At 70.5% G+C, this 22,826-nt stretch carries 20 protein-coding genes; 11 read left to right on the top strand and 9 right to left on the bottom strand.

The window, feature by feature from the left end; all coding sequences use genetic code 11:
* Positions 1-49 precede the first annotated feature (49 nt).
* From Acy02nite_RS04100 to araA, 4 genes are read left to right on the top strand one after another with little or no spacing between them, the layout of a single operon-like run.
* Complete coding sequence (locus Acy02nite_RS04100; RefSeq protein WP_203738427.1) at positions 50-1,597, top strand: sugar ABC transporter ATP-binding protein; 1,548 nt, start codon at positions 50-52, stop codon at positions 1,595-1,597.
* The gene (locus Acy02nite_RS04095; RefSeq protein ID WP_203738426.1) at positions 1,594-2,613 is read left to right on the top strand and encodes an ABC transporter permease; all 1,020 of its coding nucleotides are present in this window, start codon (positions 1,594-1,596) and stop codon (positions 2,611-2,613) included. Before Acy02nite_RS04100 ends, Acy02nite_RS04095 begins: the two co-directional genes overlap by 4 nt.
* Positions 2,610-3,632: a galactofuranose ABC transporter, permease protein YjfF gene (yjfF, locus tag Acy02nite_RS04090; protein ID WP_203738425.1), complete on the top strand. Its 1,023-nt coding sequence runs from the start codon at positions 2,610-2,612 to the stop codon at positions 3,630-3,632. The genes Acy02nite_RS04095 and yjfF overlap by 4 nt, the downstream gene beginning before the upstream one ends.
* Positions 3,629-5,113: an L-arabinose isomerase gene (gene araA, locus Acy02nite_RS04085; RefSeq protein WP_203738424.1), complete on the top strand. Its 1,485-nt coding sequence runs from the start codon at positions 3,629-3,631 to the stop codon at positions 5,111-5,113. The genes yjfF and araA overlap by 4 nt, the downstream gene beginning before the upstream one ends.
* A gap of 124 nt (positions 5,114-5,237) precedes the next feature.
* Here the strand turns inward: araA and Acy02nite_RS04080 are convergent, their stop codons facing one another.
* Entirely contained in the window at positions 5,238-6,395 is a 1,158-nt protein-coding gene (locus Acy02nite_RS04080; RefSeq protein WP_239174186.1) for an LCP family protein, read from the bottom strand.
* A gap of 116 nt (positions 6,396-6,511) precedes the next feature.
* Entirely contained in the window at positions 6,512-7,210 is a 699-nt protein-coding gene (locus Acy02nite_RS04075; protein ID WP_203738423.1) for a laminin G domain-containing protein, read from the bottom strand.
* Positions 7,211-7,426: 216 nt separating this feature from the next.
* Between Acy02nite_RS04075 and Acy02nite_RS04070 the strand changes: the two genes are divergently transcribed.
* Positions 7,427-8,131, top strand: coding sequence for a hypothetical protein (locus Acy02nite_RS04070; RefSeq protein WP_203738422.1), 705 nt, complete (start codon positions 7,427-7,429; stop codon positions 8,129-8,131).
* A 97-nt stretch (positions 8,132-8,228) separates the two neighbouring features.
* On the opposite strand, the gene Acy02nite_RS04065 is transcribed toward Acy02nite_RS04070, so the two are convergent.
* The 4 genes from Acy02nite_RS04065 to Acy02nite_RS04050 form a co-directional block, all read right to left on the bottom strand.
* Positions 8,229-9,062: a fumarylacetoacetate hydrolase family protein gene (locus Acy02nite_RS04065; RefSeq protein WP_203738421.1), complete on the bottom strand. Its 834-nt coding sequence runs from the start codon at positions 9,060-9,062 to the stop codon at positions 8,229-8,231.
* A gap of 3 nt (positions 9,063-9,065) precedes the next feature.
* On the bottom strand, positions 9,066-9,941 hold the full coding sequence (locus tag Acy02nite_RS04060; protein WP_203738420.1) for a fumarylacetoacetate hydrolase family protein: 876 nt from the start codon (positions 9,939-9,941) through the stop codon (positions 9,066-9,068).
* A 61-nt stretch (positions 9,942-10,002) separates the two neighbouring features.
* A complete protein-coding gene (locus tag Acy02nite_RS04055; protein WP_239174183.1) occupies positions 10,003-10,605 on the bottom strand; it encodes a carboxymuconolactone decarboxylase family protein in 603 nt (200 codons plus the stop codon).
* Entirely contained in the window at positions 10,602-11,393 is a 792-nt protein-coding gene (locus Acy02nite_RS04050; protein ID WP_203738419.1) for an IclR family transcriptional regulator, read from the bottom strand. The genes Acy02nite_RS04055 and Acy02nite_RS04050 overlap by 4 nt, the downstream gene beginning before the upstream one ends.
* A 124-nt stretch (positions 11,394-11,517) precedes the next feature.
* Between Acy02nite_RS04050 and Acy02nite_RS04045 the strand changes: the two genes are divergently transcribed.
* Positions 11,518-12,282, top strand: a complete 765-nt coding sequence (locus tag Acy02nite_RS04045; protein ID WP_239174180.1) for an SDR family NAD(P)-dependent oxidoreductase — start codon at positions 11,518-11,520, stop codon at positions 12,280-12,282.
* An 11-nt stretch (positions 12,283-12,293) separates the two neighbouring features.
* Positions 12,294-13,079, top strand: coding sequence for an SDR family NAD(P)-dependent oxidoreductase (locus Acy02nite_RS04040; protein ID WP_239174178.1), 786 nt, complete (start codon positions 12,294-12,296; stop codon positions 13,077-13,079).
* A 356-nt stretch (positions 13,080-13,435) separates the two neighbouring features.
* Here Acy02nite_RS04040 and Acy02nite_RS04035 read toward each other — a convergent pair whose 3' ends face one another.
* The gene (locus Acy02nite_RS04035) at positions 13,436-14,695 is read right to left on the bottom strand and encodes an MFS transporter (RefSeq protein WP_239174203.1); all 1,260 of its coding nucleotides are present in this window, start codon (positions 14,693-14,695) and stop codon (positions 13,436-13,438) included.
* A gap of 215 nt (positions 14,696-14,910) precedes the next feature.
* On the opposite strand from Acy02nite_RS04035, the gene Acy02nite_RS04030 reads away from it, so the two are divergent.
* Positions 14,911-16,173, top strand: coding sequence for an amidohydrolase family protein (locus Acy02nite_RS04030; RefSeq protein WP_203738417.1), 1,263 nt, complete (start codon positions 14,911-14,913; stop codon positions 16,171-16,173).
* Positions 16,170-16,970 (top strand): alpha/beta hydrolase, encoded by an 801-nt coding sequence (locus tag Acy02nite_RS04025; protein WP_203738416.1) that lies wholly within the window; start codon positions 16,170-16,172, stop codon positions 16,968-16,970. Before Acy02nite_RS04030 ends, Acy02nite_RS04025 begins: the two co-directional genes overlap by 4 nt.
* A 24-nt stretch (positions 16,971-16,994) precedes the next feature.
* On the opposite strand, the gene Acy02nite_RS04020 is transcribed toward Acy02nite_RS04025, so the two are convergent.
* Together Acy02nite_RS04020 and Acy02nite_RS04015 are read right to left on the bottom strand one after the other, a co-directional pair.
* Positions 16,995-18,623 (bottom strand): amidohydrolase, encoded by a 1,629-nt coding sequence (locus tag Acy02nite_RS04020; RefSeq protein ID WP_203738415.1) that lies wholly within the window; start codon positions 18,621-18,623, stop codon positions 16,995-16,997.
* A gap of 52 nt (positions 18,624-18,675) precedes the next feature.
* Positions 18,676-19,821: a hypothetical protein gene (locus Acy02nite_RS04015; RefSeq protein WP_203738414.1), complete on the bottom strand. Its 1,146-nt coding sequence runs from the start codon at positions 19,819-19,821 to the stop codon at positions 18,676-18,678.
* A gap of 168 nt (positions 19,822-19,989) precedes the next feature.
* On the opposite strand from Acy02nite_RS04015, the gene Acy02nite_RS04010 reads away from it, so the two are divergent.
* A complete protein-coding gene (locus Acy02nite_RS04010; protein WP_203738413.1) occupies positions 19,990-20,583 on the top strand; it encodes a TetR/AcrR family transcriptional regulator in 594 nt (197 codons plus the stop codon).
* A 16-nt stretch (positions 20,584-20,599) separates the two neighbouring features.
* Complete coding sequence (locus Acy02nite_RS04005; RefSeq protein WP_203738412.1) at positions 20,600-22,786, top strand: MMPL family transporter; 2,187 nt, start codon at positions 20,600-20,602, stop codon at positions 22,784-22,786.
* Positions 22,787-22,826 lie beyond the last annotated feature (40 nt).

Here is a 22,826-nt window from a genome sequence, read left to right as displayed (position 1 = left end):
CACTCCGGGAAGCCGGGGTGGCCCGCACGGCCGCGGAACGGAGTTCATCATGGGCGAGCCCACCACAAAACCGGTCCTCGAGATGACCGGCATCCGCAAGGTCTTCCCCGGCGTCGTCGCCCTGGACGGCGTCGACTTCCGTCTGTTCCCCGGCGAGGTGCACGCCCTGATGGGCGAGAACGGCGCCGGCAAGTCCACCCTGATCAAGGTACTCACCGGCGTCTACGATATCGACGGTGGTGACATTCTGCTCGGTGGCGACGAAGTGCACATCGCCGGCCCGCTCGCCGCGCAGAAGGCCGGGATCAGCACCGTCTACCAGGAGGTCAACCTCTGCACCAACCTCACGGTCGCGGAGAACATCTTCATCGGCCGGGAACCGCGGACCTTCGGCAAGATCCGCTGGGGCGTCATCCGCAAGCGCGCCGCCGAGCTGCTGGAACGGCTCGACCTGAACATCGACGTGTCGGCGCCGCTGAGCACGTACTCGCTCGCCATCCAGCAGATGGTGGCGATCGCCCGCGCGGTCGACATCTCGGCCCGGGTGGTGATCCTCGACGAGCCGACGTCCAGCCTGGACGCCTCCGAGGTGGAGCAGCTGTTCCGGGTGATGCGCCGGCTCAAGGCCGACGGGGTGGCGATCCTGTTCGTGTCGCACTTCCTCGACCAGATCTACGAGATCTCCGACCGGCTCACCGTGCTGCGCAACGGCCAGCTGATCGGCGAGTACCGGACCGCCGAGCTGCCTCAGGTCCAGCTCGTCGAGAAGATGATCGGCAAGGAGCTGGCCACGCTGGAGGGGCTCGAGGACAAGGCGTTGCGGTCCCGGACGAAGTCGGCCGCCGCCGAGCCGATCCTGCAGGCCAAGGGGGTCGGCCGGACGGGAGCGATCGCCCCGTTCGACCTGACCATCCACCGGGGCGAGGTCGTCGGCCTGGCCGGGCTGCTCGGCTCCGGCCGTACGGAGCTGGCCCGGCTGCTCTTCGGCGCGGACAAGGCCGACACGGGTGAGCTGAGCATCGACGGCAAGCCGGTCACGCTGCGCGACCCGCAGGTGGCGATGAGGCGGGGGATCGCCTTCTCCTCGGAGAACCGCCGCACCGAGGGCATCATCGGCGACCTCAGCGTCCGGGAGAACATCATCCTGGCACTGCAGGCCGCCCGCGGCTGGACCCGCCCGATCCCGCGCCGCAAGCAGGACGAGATCGTCGAGAAGTACATCAAGGCGCTGCAGATCCGGCCGGCCGACCCGGAGCGCCCGGTGCGCAACCTGTCCGGCGGCAACCAGCAGAAGGTCCTGCTCGCCCGCTGGCTCATCACCGAGCCGCGGCTGCTCATCATCGACGAGCCGACCCGGGGCATCGACGTCGGCGCCAAGGCGGAGATCCAGAAGCTGGTCGCCGAGCTCTCCGACGGCGGCATGGCGGTGCTGTTCGTCAGCGCCGAGCTGGAGGAGGTCCTGCGGCTCAGCCACAAGATCGCGGTCCTGCGGGACCGTCGCCTCATCGAGGAGCTGGACAACGGCGCCGGGGTCGACGCCGAGCGCATCATGCAAACCATCGCCAGTGGCCAGACCGCCAGCGGAGCAACCTCATGACCATCCTCAAGAACCGGCTTTTCTGGCCGGCCGCCATCCTGTTGGCGCTGCTGATCGTCAACGTGTTCACGTCCAACCAGTTCATCACCCTGCAGGACGGGCACCTGTTCGGCACGCTGATCGACATCCTCCGGGGCAGCGCGCCGCTGATCCTGGTCTCGCTCGGGATGACCCTGGTGATCTCGACCGGCGGCATCGACCTGTCGGTCGGCTCGGTGATGGCGATCTCCGGCGCGGTGGCCTGTCTGCTGATCAAGGACCTGGGCAACCAGAACGCGGTCGGCTCGGTGCTGCTGATCATGGCGGTCGCGATCGCCGTCTCGGCGGCGCTCGGGCTGTGGAACGGCTCGCTGGTCGCGATCGTCGGCATCCAGCCGATCATCGCGACGCTGATCCTGATGGTGGCCGGGCGCGGCCTGGCCCAGCTGATCACCGCCGGGCAGATCATCAACGTGCAGTCCAGCCCGTACGCCACGATCGCCACCGGTTTCTTCCTCACCCTGCCGGTCGCGTTCCTGATCGCCCTGGCCGCGATCGGACTGATCGCCGTGCTGACCCGGCGGACCGCACTCGGCCTGCTGCTCGAGTCGGTCGGCGGGAGCCCGAGCGCCAGCCGGCTGGCCGGCATCCAGGCCAAACGGATCACGGTCATGGTGTACGTGGTCTCCGGCGCCCTCGCCGGTCTCGCCGGCTTGATCTACAGCGCCAACATCAAGAGCGCGGACAGCATCTACGCCGGCAACCTGATCGAGCTCGACGCCATCCTGGCGGTCGTGATCGGCGGCACCGCGCTGATCGGCGGCCGGTTCTCGATCCTGGGCACCGTGCTCGGCGCCGTCCTGATCCAGACGCTGCAGGTCACCGTGGTCGGTATCGGGGTGCCGTCCAAGGCGACGCTGCTCTTCAAGGCGGTCGTCGTCGTGGTGCTCTGCCTGTCCCAGTCCGTGACCTTCCGCGAGAAGGTGTTCGGGCGCTTCAAGTCACGCCCCGCCGTGCGAGCCGAGGTTCCCGCATGACCACCATCGATGCCACGCCGCCGTCGACGAACCAGAAGGCGGCCGTCAACCCGCGCCGCCGCGTCTACCGGCCGAACACCAAGTACATCCCGATCCTGGCCACCCTGGCGCTGCTGATCGTGATGTACGTCAGCGGCATCGCCAACTACCGCAACTTCGACCAGCCCAGCGTCGTGGTCAACCTGTTCCGGGACAACGCGGTGCTGCTGGTCGTCACGGTCGGCATGACGTTCGTGATCCTCACGGGCGGCATCGACCTGTCGGTCGGCGCGGTCATCTCACTCACCACCACGCTGACCGCGACCCTGCTGCAGGGCGGCTGGCCGCCGCTGCTGGTGCTGCCGCTGGTGCTGCTCCTCGGCGCGCTGCTCGGCGCCGGGATGGGTGCGGTGATCCACTACTTCAAGGTGGAGCCGTTCATCGCCACCCTGGCCGGGCTGTTCCTGGCCCGCGGCCTGGCGCTGTTCATCAACCAGGAGTCGATCCCGATCCGGGACAAGCTCTGGACCACGCTCTCCGACATGCGCATCCCGCTCGGCGAGCACACCAGGACGACCCCGACCGCGGTGGTGGCCCTGTCGGCGGTGCTGATCGCGGCCGCTGTCCTGGCCTGGACCCGGTTCGGCCGCAACGTCTACGCGATCGGTGGCAGCGCCGACTCCGCGCTGCTCATGGGCCTGCCGGTGGCCCGGACCCGGATCGCCGTCTACACGGTCAGCGGGTTCTGCGCCGCGCTCGGCGGGGTGCTCTACACGATCAACTCCACCTCGGGGCACGCGCTGCAGGGCAGCGGCACCGAGCTGGACGCGATCGCCTCCTGCGTCATCGGTGGCGTCCTGCTCACCGGCGGCGCCGGTTACGTCTTCGGAAGTCTGCTCGGCGTGCTGGTCTACGGCATGATCGGCACGATCATCAACTTCCAGGGTGATCTGAACTCGGCGTGGACCCGGATCGTCGTCGGGATCCTGCTGTTCGGATTCATCCTTCTGCAGCGACTGGTCACGCGGAGGGCACGATGAGCAACGGGGAAATCTGGTTCCTGACCGGCAGTCAGGGGCTCTACGGCCCGGAGACGCTGGAACAGGTCGCCTCCCAGTCCCGGGAGATCGCCGCCCTCCTGGACTCCCAGCTCGACGCCGACGTGGTCTGGCAGCCGGTGCTGACCAGCCCGGAACAGATCCTGGACGTGTGCCGCCGGGCGTCGTCGACCCCCGGCGTGCTCGGCGTGATCACCTGGATGCACACGTTCTCGCCGGCCAAGATGTGGATCGCCGGCCTGGACGCGCTGCGTGCCCCGCTGCTGCACCTGCACACGCAGCACAACGTGGCGCTGCCCTGGTCCGAGATCGACATGGACTTCATGAACCTCAACCAGGCCGCGCACGGCGACCGTGAGTTCGGGTTCATCGAGACCCGGCTCGGGGTGCCGCGCAAGACCGTGGCCGGGCACGTCAGCAACCCGGCCGTGGTCGCGCGGATCGCGACCTGGGTGCGGGCGGCCCGCGGTTACTCGGCGATGCGGTCGCTGAAGCTGGCCCGCTTCGGCGACAACATGCGCGACGTCGCGGTGACCGAGGGGGACAAGGTCGAGGCGCAGCTGCGTTTCGGCGTCTCGGTCAACACGTACGGCGTGAACGACCTGGTCGCCGTGGTGGACCAGGTGACCGACGCGGAGATCGACAAGCTGGTCGGCGAGTACCAGGACGTCTACGAGATCGCGGCGGAGCTCCTGGACGACCGCAAGGAATCGCTGCGTTACGGCGCCCGGATCGAGATCGGACTGCGGCAGTTCCTGACCGAGGGCGGCTTCCGGGCGTTCACGTCGAACTTCGAGGACCTCGGCGGCCTGCGTCAACTGCCCGGCCTGGCCGTGCAGCGACTCATGGCCGACGGTTACGGCTTCGGCGGCGAGGGCGACTGGAAGACGTCGGTCCTGGTCCACACGCTGAAGGCGATGGCGCCGGGCGGCGGGACGTCCTTCATGGAGGACTACACCTACGACCTCACCCCGGGCAACGAGGTCATCCTCGGCGCCCACATGCTCGAGGTCTGCCCGTCGATCGCCGCGTCCACCCCCAAGCTGGAGATCCACCCGCTCGGCATCGGCGGCCGCGAGGACCCGGTCCGCCTGGTCTTCGACGCCGCCCCCGGCAGGGCGATCGTGCTCGGCCTGGCCGACCTGGGGGAGCGCTTCCGCCTGGTCGCCAACGAGATCGAGGTCGTGCCCCCGACCGCCCCGCTGCCGAAACTCCCGGTCGCGCGGGCGGTCTGGAAGCCGGCCCCGTCCCTGTCCACCTCCGCCGAGTGCTGGCTGACCGCGGGCGGCCCGCACCACACGGTCCTCTCGTCGGCGGTCGGCGCCGAGGAACTGGCCGACCTGGCCGACATGCTCGGCACCGAGCTGCTGCTCATCGACGAGAACACCACCACCAGGCAGTTCGCCAAGGAGGTCCGCTGGAACCAGGCCTACCACCGCCTGGCCCGCGGCCTCGCCCGCTAGGAACGCCGGGCATTCCCTGATCGAGGCCGGCCCGCACCCGCGGGCCGGCCTCGCTTCGTCACACCCATTCGCGCGTACGCCGTGAGCCCACGCCCGCCGTGCCGGCCCCGCGATGTGCGCCGGGTCAGTTCGTCGAGACGAACTTCGGGTGGCTCAGGAGGAAGCTGTCGATCTGGTCCTTCTTGATCGCCTTCAGCAGGGCCATCGTGTCGGCGCTCAGCTTCTCCACACTGCCGACCCCGGGGACGTCGGCCGAGTTCAGCCGGCCCTCGTTCGTCTTGATGGTGATCAGCTTCTCCGGCTTGAGGCTGCGCATCGACAGCGCCCAGTCGGCCAGGTCGACGCCGCCGGTGTCCACCGTCATGGCCTTGCCGAACGCGCCGAGGATCTTCGGCAGCTTGGTCGGCGAGTCGAGCCCGTCCTTGATCGCCTGGTTGATGATCGCCTTGAAGAACTGCTGCTGGTGCCGCTGCCGCCCGTAGTCCAGCGACTTGTCCTCCAGCAGGTCACGCTGGCGCACGAAGTCGAGGGCCTGGCTCGGGTTGAAGCACTGGTCGCCCTTCTTGTAGACGTTCGGCTTCACCCCGGCGATCGAGCGGTTGACAGTGCCGGTCTTGTTGATCACGTACGGCTTGGCGGTCTGGCCGTTCTTGTCCTTGCCGAGGTGGATCGAGGTGGTGGTGGTGTCCACGTACATGCAGACGCGGCCCAGCACGTTCACCACGTCCCGGAAGCCCTGGAAGTCGATGATCGCGCCGGCGTCCGGGGTGATCCCGGTCAGCTCCTTGATGGTCAGGGTGAGCAGCTCGAAGCCGTGCTTCAGCGCGTCGTCACCCTTGAGGCCCCAGGTCCCGTACGCGAACGCGGCGTTGATCTTCGCCTTGCCGGAGTTCCGGCTCTGCTTCCCGTTGTCGTAGGCCGGGATGGTGACGTAGCTGTCGCGCGGCAGCGAGATCATGTAGCCGCTGCTGTGGTCCTTGTTGATGTGCAGCAGGATGATCGAGTCGGAGCGCAGCGGCTCGCCGTTGGTCTGGTCGGGCCGCTGATCGATGCCGACGAGCAGGATGTTCTTCGCCCCGGTGAGGCCGTCGTCGGCCTTCGCCGTGCTCGTCGGTGCGGCCGAGCCGATCAGCGACACCTTGTCGATCGAGGACGTTGCCGCGGCCACCGTGGCCTGCAGGCTGATCACGCCACCGCCACCCACCACCAGCAACAACACGCCGAGGATCATGGTCCAGATCGCCCAGCGCGGGGTTCGTCGTCGTTTGCCGGTGGTCGCCAAAACATCTCCCCGTGGTCAGGTGGTGGTCCCACCTTCAAAGACGGGGTCGGCCCGGCAAAATGCTGTCCGAGAATTGATGTACGTTGGATGATTTCTGGGTTAACGGAAGATGAACTTCATACGGTTTCCAGGCTGACATAGTCGAGATCGCCGGCGTAGTAGTCGCACCCCACGGTCCGCTGATCACAGTCCAGCTTCCCGCCGATCGTCAGGGGCCAGTTGTTGCGGATGGCGCCCGTCCACCCGGCCCGCCCGGCCACCCGCTCGCCGTCGATCGCCAGCGCGACGCCGGTGCTGACCCGCACACAGGTCACGACGTGCCACTCGCCGTCGTTGATCGGATAGGGCGCGTCGGCCTCCAGCACCCCCCGGTCGCCCCGGAACGAGCACTGCACCTTCCCGTTCGGGATCTGCAGCTTGAAGTTGCCGCCCTCGGTCGCGGACTGGCCTTTCTGGACGATGTTGCCGAAGTGGCCGGTGGTGCGCAGCCGCAGCGTCACCGCGAAGTCCCGGACGCCGGGATTCATCGCCGGATCGTTCGGAACGACGACCAGATGGCCCGGGCGGGCCGGCGGGGTGTCCGGCTCCAGCCGGTCGAACCGGTACCCGATCGCGCCCCGGACGACGGTCCCGGTCCCGACCTCCCGGCCGATCTGTCCGTCAAGTCGGTTCCCGCTGCTGTCGGACATCCGGGTGGCGCCGGACGGCTCGTCCATGGCCCAGTAGGCGATCGGGACGACCGCCGAGGCGTGCGCCGCCATCGGCGTACCGGCCAGCAGGATCGTCGTGGCCAGCAGCGGGAGCCATCGTCGCATCGGGGTCCTCGAGGGATGTCGGAGCAGAATCCTTACGAGACTAATCGTGCTTATCCCCATGAACGTATTCAACCGGCCAAAACCCCATCCACAGGGTGCTTGCCGACCCTGGCTGAGTGCCGGTTCAGCTTGGTAGCATCCCGCCGATCATGACTGACACCCCTCGCTGGTCATGGCGCTCCAGGAACTGACATTTCAGATAAGGATCGTGGCGACGTGCTGCTGAACGGGACTGACGGTGAGACCTCGGAGCACAAGGTGATCGCGCCCAACTCCGGGATGCCCGCCCCCGGCCTGCCCAGCCCGGGCCTGCCGAACCAGGCTCTTCAGGTGCTCGCCCTCGCGCAGCGCACCGCCGAGGAGCACGTCGCCAGCGCCCAGCACCACGCGGACAAGATCCGCACCGACGCGCTCGCGGCCGCCGAGCAGATCGCCCGCGACGCCCAGGCCCACGCCAGCAACGTGCGCCAGGAGGCCGACCGGGTGCTCGCCGAGGCGCGGGCCGCGACGGAGCAGATGGCCCGCGAGGCGCAGTCGCGCGCCGAGGAGGCCCGCCGCGCCGCCGACAAGATCGTCGCGGACGCCCGCCAGCGTGCCGAGTCCATCGGTGCCGACGCGATGCACGGCGCCGAGCAGCTCAAGCTGCAGGCCCAGCAGCGCTATGACGACGTGGTCGGCAGCCTGGGCGCCAAGCGCGAGGCGCTGCAGCAGCAGATCGAGGCCCTGGAGAACTTCGACCGTGAGTACCGGGGCCGCCTGACCCAGTTCATGCAGGGGCAGCTGCGCGCCCTCTGGGCCGACGCCCCGCAGGTCACCGCCGAGGTGATCGACGAGGAGCCGGTCGCCGAGGAGATCGAGGCCGGCCCGCGCCGCGGTCACCACTCGGTCACCGAGGAGACCGAGCAGCCCGAGGAGCACTGAGCAGTCCGAGGAGCACTGAGCTCGGGCACTGCGAAACGGCCAGGACCTGCGTGGTCCTGGCCGTTTCGCTTGCCTCGGTACGCCGTGGGCCGCCCGCTCACACGAAACGCTGGCGGATCTCCCCGATCCCGTCCACCCGGCTGACCAGCACCTCGCCCGGTTGCAGGTACCGTGGCGGCTCCCGCCGATTCCCCACGCCCGCCGGCGTCCCCGTGAAGATCAGGTCGCCGGGCAGCAGCGGGCACACCGCCGAGATCCTGGCGACCAGCTCGTCGATTCCGAAGATCATCTCGCTGGTGCGCCCCGACTGGACGCGCTCGTCACCGAGGAAGCATGCGAACCCGAGGTCGTCCCGGTCGCCGAACTCGTCGGCGGTGACCGCCACCGGCCCGGTCGGCCCGAACCCGGGGAACGACTTGCCGAGCGAGAACTGCGCCGGCCTGCCCTGGAGCTGCACCGTCCGCTCGGACAGGTCCTGCCCCACGGTCAGCCCGGCCACGGAGTCCCACGCGTGCGCCCGCTCGATCCGGTGGCCGCCGGCCCCGATCACGGCGACGACCTCGATCTCCCAGTCCGGTTTCCCGGGCGGCAGCGTCACCTCGGTGATCGGCCCGGTGATGCAGGACGGGAACTTGGTGAACAGCAGCGGCTCCTCCGGCGCCTGGAAGCCGGCCTCCGCGGCGTGCGGCCGGTAGTTCAGCGCGACCGCGAAGACCTGCCGCGGCCGCGGCGACGGCGCGCCCAGCTCCCGCTCGGTGAAGGGCACGGACCCGGCGAAGTCCGCGGTGGCGGCCCACGCGGAGAACTCGGCGAAGCGGGCCAGGGTCGTGTTCACGTCCGCGGAGAACCGGCCGCCGCTGTGCTTCTCGACGTCGAGCGCCCGGTCGCCGTCGATCACGACCAGCCGCCCGGACAGGGTCCCGAATCGCACGGCTCAGTCCGTGTAGATCGAGCTGGAGTACGGCTCGGTGTCGTGGGCCGACTTCCACGGCACCACCGTGTTGCGCAGCAGCCCGACCCCCTGGATCTCGGCCTCCACCACGTCGCCCGGCTTGAGGTAGAAGTCGAACGGATTCGGCTGCACGGCGGCCACCCCGGAGATCGTGCCGGTGGTGATGATGTCACCGGCCGAGTAACCCTGCGGCGAGTGGAACGCGACCAGGTCCCGCAGCCCGAGCACCATGTCCGAGGTGTTCCCGGACTGCCGGACCTGGCCGTTGACCCGCAGCTCCATGCCGAGGTCGTGTGGGTCGGCGATCTCGTCGGCGGTGACGATCCACGGGCCGATCGGGCAGAACGTGTCGATGCCCTTGGAGAACGAGAAGACCCCGGACTGCATCTCGCGCCGCTGGATGTCGCGCGCGGTGATGTCGTTGAACACCGTGTACCCCGCGATGTAGTCGCCGGCCTCCTCCGGGCCGAACCAGCGGCCGGACTTCCCGATGATCACGGCCAGCTCCAGCTCGTAGTCCAGCTCCTTGGTGAGCCCCTCCGGGTAGACGATGTCGTCCTCCGGGCCGATGATCGCGTCGACGTTCTGGAAGAACACGATCCCCTTGTGCACGGGGTGCGACCAGTTCACCTTCTGCAGCTCCTGGTGGTGCACCGCGAAGTTGCCGGCGGTGTGGAAGAACTTCTTCGGCTGGATCGGCGCCCGCAGCCGCACGCTCGCCAGGGGCAGCACCGTGCCCGTCTCGTCGACGCCGCCGCCGCGCTCGAAGAACTCCCGGGTCGAGCCGACCGCCAGCTCGACGACCTCGTCGCCCTCGATCCGGCCGACCCGTCCCTCGTCGAATGTCACCAGTCGCATGCTCGCCTCGTTTTCACTGACCCGTTTTCACTGGCTCGTTTTCACTGTGTGAAAGTCTGTTTCAATCAGGAAAATCCTGCGTCGCGGAACCCTCGGTGTCAAGGGACCCGGGTGCCGCGACCCGGAAGACGCGTAGCTGCAGGGCGAGCGTCGAGTAGTAGCCGATCAGCGTCGTGAGCTCGAACAACACCGGCAGGCCGAGCACGTCGCGGGCGCTCGCGAACTCGTCGTCGGTCAGGTCGCCGCGCTCGGCCAGCGCGGCCGACAGATCCGCGATCAGCCGATCCGCCGGGTCGGTGAAGACGGTGGCGTCGCCGGTGCGCAGCGCGTGCAACTCCGGCGTGGTGAAGCCGGCCGCGGCGGCCACGGCCTCGTGGGCGTACCTCTCGAAATCGGAACGCCGGACCCGGGCGACGGTGAGAATCGCGATCTCCCTGGCCCGGGTGCTCAGCGCGGTGCGGTAGCGCACCGCGCTGCCCAGCTCCTGGAGCGCGGCGCCCAGCCCGGGCTGCAGCAACATCGCGTTGAACGGCCCCTCCAGGCCGCCCTCGTCGTCAACGAGCCGGAACGCCGAGCCGTTCGCCCGGGGACCACCGGCGATCGCGTCGTAGACCGCGCGCTGCTCGTCGTCCAGCTCGCCGGGGAGGAGCTTGCGCAGCCTCACGCCGCGTGGCCCAGCAGCGCCGAGATGTCCTGACAGGCCTCGCTGACCAGTGGTTTCAGCTCACGGACGATGCGCTGCGTGGACCAGTCGCGCGACTGCACGGCCAGGTTCGCGCCGGCCACGACCGTCCCCTTCGCATCGCGGACCGGCGCCGCGACCGAACGCAGCCCGTAGGCCAGCTCCTCGTCCTGCATGGCCCAGCCGTCGCTGCGGATCTTGGCCAGCTCGTCGCGCAGCTCGTCCAGGCTTACCTTCGCGTTCGGCCCGTGCAGCCGGGCGAAGGAGCTCTCCGTCACGCGCGACGTCAGATCGTCCTCGGGGAGGTGCGCGAGCAGCAGCTTGCCGATCGACGTGTGCACGGCCGGCAGCGTCGAGCCGACCTGGATGTTCGCCGTGACCAGGTCCGAGTTGCGCAGCCGGACCAGGTAGAGCACCTGATCGGCGGTGAGCACCGCCAGGTTGACCGTCTCGCCGGTGGCCGTGGCGAGCCGCTGGAGCCGGGGCGTGGCCAGCTCGACCAGGTCCAGGCTGCGCAGGGCGGCGGTGCCGAGCGTCAGCACGCGGACCCCCGGGCGGTAGTCGCCGTTCGGCAGGTGGTCCAGATAGCCCTCGGCCGTCAAGGTCATCACCACCCGGTAGACCGTGGGCAGCGGCATGCCGACCGCCGGCGCGATGTCGCTGATCCGCCAGGCAGGCCGCTGCTCGCTGAAGAGCGAGAGGATCCGCAGGCCTTTGGCCAGGGCCTCCACCCGGTACTCGGGTTTCTCCCCGTCCTTCTTCTCCGGCATCGGCGTCCTCGTCCTCCGTCTCGCGCGGCTGGACAGACGTCCGTGCCGCGGTCTAGCGTTGTCACGAGAAACCTACTTTCATCTAGTGAAAGTTGGCAAGAGCTTCCCGGAACGGTGAGTGCCGATGACCATGACCGACTGGTTGCAACTACGTGAGCGTCCCACCCTGGTGGTCGGGGCGGGCGGTCTCGGCGGCGCCGCGGCGCAGGCACTCGCCCTCGCCGGCGCGCGCGTGCTCCTGGCCGACGTCGACCCGGAGGCTCTGGAGACGGTCCGGCTCCGCACGAAGGAGTCCGGAGCGGAGATCAACACCGTTCAGGCCGATTTGCGTACGGCGCCGGCGTGCCGATCCCTCGTCGGGGAAGCCGTCTCCCTGCTCGGCGGCCTCGACGTGTTCCTGCACGCCGTCGGTCGCAACGTGCGCAAACCCGTCGTCGAGCTGGACGACGACGACTGGGAGTCGGTCGTGAACCTGAACCTGTCGACGGCGTACTGGACCGGTCAGGCCGTCGGCAGGACCATGGTCGCCCGGGGCTACGGGCGGATGGTCTTCTGCTCGTCGGTCTCCGGGCTGCTCGCCCACCCGAACCACGCGCCGTACGCGGCCACCAAGGGCGGGCTCAACCAGCTGCTGCGCGTGATGGCCCGGGAGTGGGCGCCGCACGGCGTGACCGTGAACGGGGTCGCGCCCGGCTACATCGAAACCGGCCTGACCAGGGAATACCTCGACCGCGACGGCAACCGGGAGAAGTTGCAGTCGCTCGTCCCCGCCGGCCGGCTCGGTCGTCCCGCCGAGGTCGCCGACGCCATCACGTTCCTCGCCTCCGACCGGGCCGCGTTCGTCACCGGCCAGGTCCTCTACATCGACGGTGGCCGCACCCTCGTCTAAGGAGTCCGCTCGTGTCCAACCCTGTCATCACCCAGCGCTTCCCGGGCCGGTCCGTGCTGGTCACCGGCGCCGGCACCGGCTTCGGCGCGGAGATCGCGTTCCGCGCCGCCCAGGAGGGCGCCCGGGTCGGCGTGCACTACCGCAGCTCCAAGGACGGCGCTCTCCGGACGGCCGAGCGGATCCGCGCGATCGGCGGCGAGGCCGAGCTGTTCCAGGCCGACATCACCAGCTGGGACGACATCAAGCGCCTGGCCGACGAGTCGTTCGCGGCGTTCGGCGGCCTCGACGTCCTGATCAACAACGTCGGTGACGTGGCCCGCGACCAGATGTCCTGGCGCGACATCACCGAGGAGTCGATCGACCACGTCCTCGACGTCGACATCAAGGGCACGCTGCTCTGCGTCCACGAGTTCGGCGCCCGCATGCTCGACCAGGGCCACGGCAACATCGTCAACATCGGCTCCACGGTCGTGGTCCGCGGCAGCGCCCGCGCCCCGCAGTACGCCGCCGCGAAGTACGGCATCATCGGCCTGACGAAGTCCTACGCTGCCGCCTTCGCCCCCACGGTCCGCGTGAACGTCTTCGCCCCCGGCTTCATCGAGACCGAGGCGACGCTGAAGCGCGACGACTGGAAGTCCGGCCGGGGCGACAAGCTGCGCTCGATGACCCCGATGGGCCGCATCCCCGGCCCGGCGGAGCTGGCCGGCGCCGCCCTGTTCCTGGCCACCGACGACGCGGCGCACATGACGGGCTCGTTCCTGCTGGCCGACGGCGGCTACAACATGGTCGGCGCCTGACCCACCCCGAGACCGCCCGCCCACCGTGGCCCGGCGCAGCGTGGCCCGGCGCAGCGTGGCCCGGCGCAGCGTGGCCCGGCCCTGTGTGGGTGGTTCCAGTGCGGGCCGGCCCTGGTGGGGGCCGGCCCGTTTCCGTGCCGCGCGATGTCGCGCCGTGGTCCCGGCGTCCGCGCGCCTCGCCCTTCCGGCTGGTGCTCATGGGCGTTATCCGACCCGGATAACGCCCATGAGCACCAGCCGGACACCGCGACCGCGGCTGGGCATCGAGGGCCGGCTTCGTCGCGGCCCTCGCGGTGGGGCAGCAGCCCGTCTCCTGGGACGCGCAACGCTGCGTGCGCGGAGCGAGGGGCGGCGGGTCAGCGGATGCGGCGGACGAACAGGATCGTGACCGCGGACAGCAACCCCAGCACGGCCAGGACCGCGAAGAACGCCGGGTAGTTGCTGGACCCGCTGACGCCCAGGACGGCGACGGCGACGACGGGGGCGCCCACGTTCGGGAGGAGCGTGGCGACCTGGTAGACGCTCATGGCCTTGCCGGCGTGGGCCTGGTCCGGCACCACCTCCGCGGCGATGGCGATGTCGACCGTCAGGTAGATGGCCTGGCCGACGGAGAGGATCAGCCACGCGGTCAGGAAGCCGTCGAGGGACTGGGTCACCGAGGCGACGACCAGGCCGGCGGCCAGGATGATCGCGCCGACCGTGACGAACGCCTTGCGGCGGCCCAGCCGGTCGGACAGGTAACCGGAGAGCAGGAAACACACCACCGAGACGGGCGTCGAGACGGCGGTGAACGTCGCGTACTTCGCGGTGGCGTCGTCGATCGACATGCCCACCGTGTCGGTCAGGTAGTACGTCGCGTAGGTCTGCACGCCCACGTAGGCCAGGCCGATCAGGAACCGGCTCACCCAGTTCCACGCGAAGTCGCGGTCACCGTCGGTGCGGATCCAGTAGCTGGCGGCGAATTGCCGTACGCCGAAAGCGGGGAAATCGCCCGAGGCGGAACGGTCGGCGTGGCGGATCACCTGAGCCAGGAGCAGCACGGCGGCCACCGCGACGACGCCGGGCACGGCCAGCATGAGCAGCTGCCGGTGGACGAGTCTGCTGCCGAGGAAGACGCCGCTGAGCACTGACAGCGCGACGACGAAACCGATCAGGCCGGAGAGACGGGCCCGCAGCCGGTCCGGGACGAGCTCGGGGATCAGCGGGAGGAAGCCGGCGAACGCGGCGCTGGTGCCGAGCGACCCGATCGCCCAGCCCGCGGCGACACCGCCGACCGTGGGGACGCTGCCGGCGATGATCAGGCCGAGCAGGGCGGTGAGTGCGCCGCCGACGAGCCAGGGGCGGCGACGGCCGAAACCTGACCGGGTTCGATCACTGAGCGCGCCGAACAGCGGCAGCGACAGGATCGACATGACCGCGCCGGCGCCGATGACGGTGGAGAGCGCGACTGTCTTGCCGGCCGGGTCGATCTCGGTGATCCGGACGGCGAGGGTGACGATCTGCGGGGTCAGCCCGGCGAAGTAGAGGCCGAAGGCGGCCAGCGCGAGCGCGGGGACGAGGAGGCGCGGTGCGGGCGGCCGAACGTCGTCGTCGGGCGGGACGACCGCTGCGGGCATGTCGGACACGAGGGCCTCCCCGGCTCTACTTTCACTGGATGAAAGCTGGTTTCATATCGATTGCCGCGACATTAAGCCTCGAGGCGGGCCATGTCCACAGATCGCGAGTCGGCAACCCGAAGATCTTGTGGCTGTTGACACATCCGCGCGCACCGAGAAACACTCGGGTAACACGCACTGGAAAGTAGTTCTCACCTAGTGAAAGTGGCGGAACGATGGCGCGCACGGTTTTCACCAACGGACTGGTCTTCGACGGCTCGGGCGCGGCTCCTGCCCCCGGTGAGGTCGTCGTCGAGGGGGACAGGGTGACCGAGGTGCGCACCGGCTGGCGGGAGACGCACGAGGCCGGCGACGTGATCGTCGACGCGACCGGCGCCACGGTGATGCCCGGCATGGTGGAGTCGCACTGCCACCTGACGTTCCCGTCGGCGGTCGGGCACCTCGACCCGAGCTTCAACCCGCCGCTCGACGTCAGCTTCTTCCACCACATCGAGGGCCTGGAGTCCGAGCTGGCCCGCGCCGAGCGCAACGCGAAGATCCTGCTCGACCACGGTTTCACCTCGGCGTACTCGGCCGGGTCGATCCTGCCCATGCCGGTCGAGGTGATCCTGCGCGACAAGATCAAGGCGGGCGTCGTGCCCGGCCCGCGGATGCGCGCGGCCAGCATGGAGCGCGACAACCACCCGATCCGGCCGGACGGGCACGTCGAGCCCGACTGGCAGGGCCCGGACGCGTGCCGGCGCTGGGTGCGGGACATGGCCGCGCAGGGCTACGACAGTGTCAAGTTCCTGCTGAGCAACGACGACGTGTTCGTGCCGGGCGGCTCCCAGCTCACGCAGTACACCGAGGAGGAGGCGCGGGCCGCCGGTGAGCAGGCCCGCGAGTCCGGGGTCTGGCTCAACTGCCACGCGCAGTCCGCGGAGTCCGTCAAGATCGCCGTGCGGGCCGGCTTCCGGTCGATCTACCACTGCACGTACGCCGACGAGGAAGCCCTGGACCTGCTCGAATCGGTGAAGGACACGGTCTTCGTCTCGCCCGCGCCGGGCATCATCTACGCCAACGTGCACGAGGGCGAGGAGTTCGGCATCACCCGCGAGGTCGCCGAGAGGATGGGCTCGGTCGACGCGCTCGAGGGCATGGCCCGGGTCTACCCGGAGATCCGCAAGCGCGGTATCCGTGCGCTGCCCGGCGGGGATTACGGCTTCCCGAACAACCCGATCGGCCGCAACGCCCGTGACCTGCAGCTCTTCGTCGACATGCTGGGTTACACCCCGCTGGAGATGCTGGTGGCGGCCACGAAGCTCGGCGGCGAGCTTGTCGACTTCGGGAATCTGGGCATGCTCCGGGAGGGCTGGATCGCCGACGTCCTGGTCGTGCGCGGCAACCCCGCCGAGGACCTGCGCCTGCTGCAGGAGCGCGACAACCTGCTGGCGATCATGCAGAGCGGCACGTTCCACAAGGCACCGGTCGCGGCGTGATCACGCATCATCGGGAGGTCGTCTTCGCGACCCGGCCGGGCTTCCGGCCGCTGGCCCTGGACCTCCACGTTCCCGAGAGCCCGCGAGCGCTCTGCGTCTACCTGCACGGCGGCGGCTGGCGCGCCGGCACCCGCACCGAGGGCCCCGGTAACGTCAAGACCTGGCAACCCGGATTCTTCCCGTACGTCGCGAGCACCGGCCTGGCCATCGCCTCCGTCGACTACCGTCTCTCCGCCGAGGCGACCTTCCCGGCCCAGTCCGACGACGTGGCGGCCGCGATCGGCTTCCTCGCCGAGCACCGGGCCCGTCTCGGCATCACGACGGACCGCACCGTGATCTGGGGTGTCTCCGCCGGTGGCCATCTGGCCGCCCTCGCCGCGCTGGAGCCGCGGCACCGGATCGCCGCCGCGGTCTGCTGGTACCCGGTCACCGACCTGGACGCTCTCGCCGAGGACGTCGCGGAGGCCGGTGGCCGCCCCGCCCGCGGCGCCGACTCACGGGAGGGCGCCCTGCTCGGCGCCGCCCTCGACGACGTGCCCGGCCTGGTCGCCGCCGCCAGCCCGGTCAACCAGGTCGGCCCGGGCGCACCCCCGTTCCTGTTCCTGCACGGCGACGCGGATGTCGCGGTGCCACCCCGGCAATCCGAGCGCCTGGCCGAGGCCTTGCGCGCGGCCGGCGGCGAGGCGACGGTCGAGCTGGTCCCGGGGGCCGGCCACATGTTCCCCGAGCTGGACGAGCCCGCGACCCGGGCGGTCACCGACAGGTCGGTGCGTTTCCTGCGGGATCACGCCGCATAGACACACCTCCCGTCGACGGCGGGATCACGCCGTATAGACACGCCTCCCGTCGACGAAGGTCATGGCGACCGACGCGTCGCCGATCGCGGCGGCCGGGGCCGCGAACAGGTCCCGATCCAGCACCACCAGATCGGCGCGGAACCCGGGCCGGATGCTGCCGGTGTCGTCCAGCCGGTTCACGAACGCCGACCCGGCCGTGTACGCCGTCAACGCGGTGGCCAGATCCAGCTCCTGCCCCGGCAGGAACGCGTCATACCCACTTCCGTGATGCGCCCGGTTCACCGCCACGTGGATTGCCTGCAACGGGTCCGGCGTGGTCACCGGCCAGTCACTGCCGGCGGCCAGGTGCACCCCGGCCCGCCACAGGTCGCCGAACGGATACTGCCGCGCGGCCAGCTCCGGCGTCAGGAACGGAATGGTCAGCTCGTCCATCTGCGGCTCGTGCGAGGCCCAGAACGCCTGCAGGTTCGCCGTCGCCCCGAGCGCCCGGAACCGCGGGATGTCGTCGGGGTGCACGACCTGCAGGTGAGCCAGGTGCGGCCGGGTGTCCCGGAAGCCGTTGGCCGCCCGGGCCGCCGCCACCGCGTCGAGCGCCTCCCGCACCGCCCGGTCCCCGAGCGCGTGGAAGTGCACCTGGAACCCGTGCGCGTCGAGCGAGGTCACGAACCCGCGCAGCGCGTCCGGGTCGATGAACGACAGACCCGCATTCGCCGTGGCGCACCCGCACGAGTCCCGATAGGTCTGGGTCATCGCGGCCGTGAAGTTCTCCGCGACGCCGTCGAGCATCAGTTTCACGCTGTCGGCGCGCAGCCGCCCGACGGTGTGCCGCTCCCGCTTGGCGAGCAGCTCGGGGATCTGCTCGGCGCCACGGTCCCGGTCCCACCAGAGCGCGCCGACGACCGTCGCGGTCAGCTGCCCGGTGGTGGCCGCCTCCAGGTAGGCGTCGGCGACGTCGGGATAGCCGTTGGCCGCGCAGAGCATCGCGTCCTGCCAGGCGGTGACGCCCAGCGAGTGCAGCAGCGTCTGGGCCCGGAGCAGCCCGGCCAGGCGCTCGGCCGGGGTCGTGCCGGGCAGCAGTCTCGCGACGAGCTGCATCGCGCCCTCCTGCAGCCCGCCGGCGGGCGTGCCGTCGAGCCGCCGGTCGATCCGCCCGTCGGCCGGGTCGGGGGTCCCGGCGTCGATCCCGGCGAGCTGAAGGGCGCGGCTGTTCACCCAGGCGCCGTGGTGGTCGCGGTTGATCAGGTAGACCGGGCGGTCGGGCACGACCCGGTCGAGCAGCTCACGGCCGGGGACGCCGCCGGGGAAGACCTCCATCGCCCAGCCGCCGCCGCTGATCCACTCCAGGCCGGGGTGGGCGTCGGCGTAGTCCCGGACGCGGCGCAGATACTCCTCGAGATCGGTGGTGCCGGTCAGATCGCACTGGTTCAGCTCGGTGCCGCCGAGCACGGCATGGACGTGCGCGTCCTGGAACCCGGGCAGCAGCAGCCGCCCGGCCAGGTCGATCACCTCGGTCCGCGGGCCGGCCAGCTCGCGGACGTCGTCGGCGCCCACGGCGAGGACCCGCCCCGCCGCGACGGCCACGGTGGTGGCCGGCCCGCGCAGCGGGTCGGCGGTGAAGACGGAACCGTTCGTGAGAACCAGATCGGCAGGCATGCGCCCATCTGATCACGCCCGGGGTGTCACCGCGGTGTCAGCCGCCGCCACCTCAGCGGACCGCCGAATCTCGCCGGCGACTCACGCCCGCGGTGCCGGCCGCCGCCACCTCGGCGGGCCGCCGGACCGCGCCGGCGACCAGCAGCGCGACCAGCGCCACCAGGCACGCGACGGACCCGGGCACCTGATGCGCGGCCACGCAGGCGACGAGCGCGAGGTATCCCAGCAGCAGCGCGAGCACCTGCCGCCGCGGCCGTTCCCCGTCGCCGAGCAGCGCGAACCCGAGAATCGTCGCGACCGCGACCGGCGTCCAGTAGTAGCGCAGGGCGACCGGGTCGGTGAGCAGCCGCGTCAGGCTCGCCGCCGCCGGCGCCGCGGCGCAGACGATCCGCTGCCGCCGGAAGACCCGGGCGACCACCGCGCAGGCGCCGGCCACCAGCACCGCCTGGACCAGCCGCAGCTCCCAGGTCACCGCGGTCAGTTCCGGGAACAGTTGCCGCACCAGCGTGCCCCGCTCGACGGCCCACACGTGGCCGAGCATGTTGAAGTTCCCGGCCAGCACGAACGGCAGGTAGAACGCGGAGCCGGCGGCCCCGGCGAGCACCCACACGCGGATCGCCCGGCGAAGTCCGGTCACTGCCAGCAGACAGGGAAAACCCAGGACCGCCCAGGGGGCGATCGCCACCGACACCCCGAGGAGGGCGGCGGCGGTCACCGTCCGCCCCCGGCGCAGGACCAGACTCGCGTACGCCCACAGCAGCGGAATCGCGAGCTCGGCAGGGTGCCCGAACCAGGGGAGCGGAACGGCGAGCCACAGCAGCACCAGCAGTCCCGTCGCGGTCTCCCGCAGCGCCGCGCCCGTCCCGCGCCCGGTCCCGGACCGCCGGCACAACGCCATCGCGCCCAGCGTCAGCCCGGCGTTCACGGCGACGCGCACCGCGGCGGCGGGCATCCCGGCCGACCCGCCGAGCATCAGCAGCCGACTGATCAGGAGCTGGATCGGGCCGGCCTGGTTCCACCCGTCCTCGTAGATCCCGCTGAGGTGCCCGTCGAGGATCCGCTGCCCGTACGCGGCGAACTCGCCGAGGTCGACCGGCTGGTCCGTGACGATCAGCGCGAGCAGGGCGGCGCCGAGGGCCCCGGCGATCCAGCGCAGGCGCAGTGCCGGCTCCACCCAGCGCGGAAGTTTCTGGTCCACATCCGGTTAGTTCGGCAGCCGCGCCCGATGATGAGGTGCCGCTCGGGTGCACACCGGCGCGCCGCGGCGGGCTCTTGGGAAGAATGCGGCATCAAACCCTCGCGCGATGTGGGGACCGCCACGGTCCCCGACGGACCGGTCTGGTCCAGAAAGGTCTACGGTGGTCCTATGCCCCGCCCCACCAAGCAGCAGATCGACGACGAGATCCTGGACGCCGCCGCCGGTCTGTTTGCCCGGCACGGTTTCAAGGAAACGTCGGTCCAGCGGATCGCGGACGCGGTGGGTTACTCGAAGACCGGGCTGCTGCACCGCTTCCCGACCAAGGAAGCGCTGCAGGAATCGGTCATCGAGCGCTGCGTGCGGCAGATCCGGGAGGTGGCGGCGCTCGCCGCGCCGCTGCCGCCCGGGCCGGAGCGTGACCGCACGGTGATCAGCGGGGTCGCCCAGCTCGCGCTGGGTCAGCCCGGCGCTGTCGCGTTGCTGCTGTCCTGCCTGCTCGCCGACCGGGAGAGCGAGTTCGGCGCGGCGCTGGAGATGATCGGTGAGGAGGTCGCCGCGGCGTTCGGCGACCAGCCGTTCACCGGCGCGGCCCTCGGCACCCCGGGCTCGCTGAGCGACTCGGTCCGGTCGGTGCGGGTCGTCGGCGCGCTCGGGGCGCTCGCGGTCGCCAGCGTCGCCCTGCGGGACTGCTTCACCCCGGACGCACTCACCACGCTCGTCGATGTCGCCTACGACGCGCTCGGGCATCCACCCATTCACTGAACAAGGGAAATCTCCCATGGCAACGCTGTTGCACCGCCTCGGCCTCGGGGCCGTCCGGCATCGCATCATCGTCACCGTCGTCTGGTTGCTCGCCCTGCTGGCCGTGGCCTTCGGCGCGGTCAAGCTCTCCGGCGAGACCGTCAACACGTTCCGGATCCCCGGGCAGGAGTCGACGATCGCGCTCGACCTGCTCAAGGAGCGGTTCGGTGACGCGTCGGCCGGCGCGACGGTGCAGGTGGTGTTCGAGGCTCCGGCCGGTCAGAAGATCACCGACCAGGCGCTCGCGGGGCAGGTCGCGCAGTCCGTCGCCACGTTCGGCAAGCTGCCCGGCGTCGTGAAGGTCAGCAACCCGTTCGACAAGCAGAACCCGTCGGTCTCGCGCGATCTGAGCACGGCCCTGACCACGATCACGTACGGCGTGCAGGCCTCCGAGCTCACCGAGGACCAGCGTGCGGCCGTCAACACCGCGGTCACCCAGGCGCACAGCGGCCCGCTGACCGTCGAGGCGCGTGGTGAGGCGCTCAGCAACGCGGCCGACATCGGCGGCGCGTCCGAGCTCATCGGTGTCGTGGTCGCGCTGATCGTGCTCGCGCTCAGCTACGGTTCGCTGGTCGCGGCCGGCATGAACCTGCTGACCGCGATCGCCGGCGTCGGCATCGGCGTCGCCGGCATCACCACGCTCTCCGGCTTCGTGCAGCTGCAGTCGACCACCCCGATCCTGGCGGTGATGCTGGGCCTGGCGGTCGGCATCGACTACGCGCTGTTCATCATCACCCGCTTCCGGCACGAGCTGCGCAGCGGCAAGGACGTCGAGTCCGCCGCGGCGTACGCGGTGGGCACCGCCGGCTCCGCGGTCGTCACGGCCGGTCTGACCGTCGTCATCGCGCTCGCCGGCCTGTCCGTGGTCGGGATCCCGTTCCTCACCGAGATGGGCCTGGCCGCCTCCGCCACCATCGTCGTCGCCGTGCTCGTCGCGATCACCCTGGTGCCGGCGATCCTCGGCTTCATCGGTCTGCGCGCGCTGCCCCGCAAGCTGCGCAACGTCCCGCCGGACGATCTGCAGACGCTGCCCGACGGCCGTGGTTTCATCAAGGGCTGGGCGAACACGGTCACCCAGAAGCGCGTGGTGAGCCTGCTCCTCGCGGTCCTCGCGCTCGCCGTGATCGCGCTGCCGTTCTTCAAGATGCAGACCACGCTCGCCCAGCGCTCGCCCGAGGGCAGCACCCAGGCCAGGGCCGACGCGATCATCGACTCCCGGTTCGGTCCCGGCGTCAGCGGCCCGCTGCTGATCCTGGTCGACGGGCCGGACGCGGTCGCCTACGCGGCGACGGTCCAGAAGCAGATCGCCACCCTCCCGGACGTCGCCCTGGCCACCCCGGCGCAGCCCGACCAGAAGCAGACCGCCGCGCTGATCACCGTCATCCCGGCCTCCGGTGCCGAGGACCAGAAGACCGTCGACCTGGTCCACAACATCCGCGACCAGGTCGCCGACACCGACGGCGCGAAGGTCTACGTCACCGGTCAGACCGCGATCAGCATCGACGTGTCGCAGAAACTGAACGACGCGCTGCCGATCTACCTGGCGCTTGTCGTCGGGCTGGCGTTCGTGCTGCTCGTGCTCGTGTTCCGGTCGCTGCTGGTGCCGGTCGTCGGCGTGCTCGGCTTCCTGCTGACGATCGGCGCGTCGTTCGGCGCCACGGTCGCGGTGTTCCAGTGGGGTTGGGCCTCCGACGCGGTCAACGCCGGCTCGACCGGGCCGATCATCAGCCTCGCGCCGGTCATCATCGTCGGCATCCTGTTCGGCCTCGCCATGGACTACCAGGTGTTCCTGGTGTCCCGCATGCACGAGGCTCACGCCCACGGCGCCTCGCCGCGCGACGCGATCGTCACCGGTTTCCGCCAGGCGGCCCCGGTCGTCCTGGCCGCCGCGGCGATCATGTTCGCGGTCTTCGCCGCGTTCGTCCCGGAGGGCAACGACACGGTCAAGCCGATCGCGTTCGCCCTGGCCGTCGGTATCGCCTTCGATGCCTTCGTGATCCGCATGATCGCCGTCCCGGCGGCGCTCGCCCTGCTCGGCCGCTCCGCCTGGTGGCTGCCGCGCTGGCTGCGCTGGCTGCCGGAGCTCGACGTGGAGGGCGCTGCCCTGGAGCACAAGGCCACCACCGCGCGCACCGGGCAGGAAACGGCGCCGGCGTCCGTCTGACGTCACCGAGGGCGGTGCCGCTTCCGGCGGCTCCGCCCTC

Origin of the sequence: Actinoplanes cyaneus (assembly GCF_016862095.1) — a bacterium.
Taxonomy (GTDB): domain Bacteria; phylum Actinomycetota; class Actinomycetes; order Mycobacteriales; family Micromonosporaceae; genus Actinoplanes; species Actinoplanes cyaneus.
The sequence above is the reverse complement of the archived record's forward strand: the minus strand, read 5'-3'. Positions and strand labels throughout refer to the sequence as shown.

Bases quoted from the DNA above. Each gene is read 5' to 3' on its own strand.
- Acy02nite_RS04020 (WP_203738415.1), bottom strand. From the start codon at position 18,623: ATGCCTGCCGATCTGGTTCTCACGAACGGTTCCGTCTTCACCGCCGAC.
- Acy02nite_RS04010 (WP_203738413.1), top strand. From the start codon at position 19,990: ATGCCCCGCCCCACCAAGCAGCAGATCGACGACGAGATCCTGGACGCC.
- Acy02nite_RS04095 (WP_203738426.1), top strand. From the start codon at position 1,594: ATGACCATCCTCAAGAACCGGCTTTTCTGGCCGGCCGCCATCCTGTTG.
- Acy02nite_RS04045 (WP_239174180.1), top strand. From the start codon at position 11,518: ATGACCATGACCGACTGGTTGCAACTACGTGAGCGTCCCACCCTGGTG.
- yjfF (WP_203738425.1), top strand. From the start codon at position 2,610: ATGACCACCATCGATGCCACGCCGCCGTCGACGAACCAGAAGGCGGCC.
- Acy02nite_RS04030 (WP_203738417.1), top strand. From the start codon at position 14,911: ATGGCGCGCACGGTTTTCACCAACGGACTGGTCTTCGACGGCTCGGGC.
- Acy02nite_RS04100 (WP_203738427.1), top strand. From the start codon at position 50: ATGGGCGAGCCCACCACAAAACCGGTCCTCGAGATGACCGGCATCCGC.
- Acy02nite_RS04005 (WP_203738412.1), top strand. From the start codon at position 20,600: ATGGCAACGCTGTTGCACCGCCTCGGCCTCGGGGCCGTCCGGCATCGC.
- araA (WP_203738424.1), top strand. From the start codon at position 3,629: ATGAGCAACGGGGAAATCTGGTTCCTGACCGGCAGTCAGGGGCTCTAC.
- Acy02nite_RS04075 (WP_203738423.1), bottom strand. From the start codon at position 7,210: ATGCGACGATGGCTCCCGCTGCTGGCCACGACGATCCTGCTGGCCGGT.
- Acy02nite_RS04060 (WP_203738420.1), bottom strand. From the start codon at position 9,941: ATGCGACTGGTGACATTCGACGAGGGACGGGTCGGCCGGATCGAGGGC.
- Acy02nite_RS04035 (WP_239174203.1), bottom strand. From the start codon at position 14,695: ATGCCCGCAGCGGTCGTCCCGCCCGACGACGACGTTCGGCCGCCCGCA.
- Acy02nite_RS04050 (WP_203738419.1), bottom strand. From the start codon at position 11,393: ATGCCGGAGAAGAAGGACGGGGAGAAACCCGAGTACCGGGTGGAGGCC.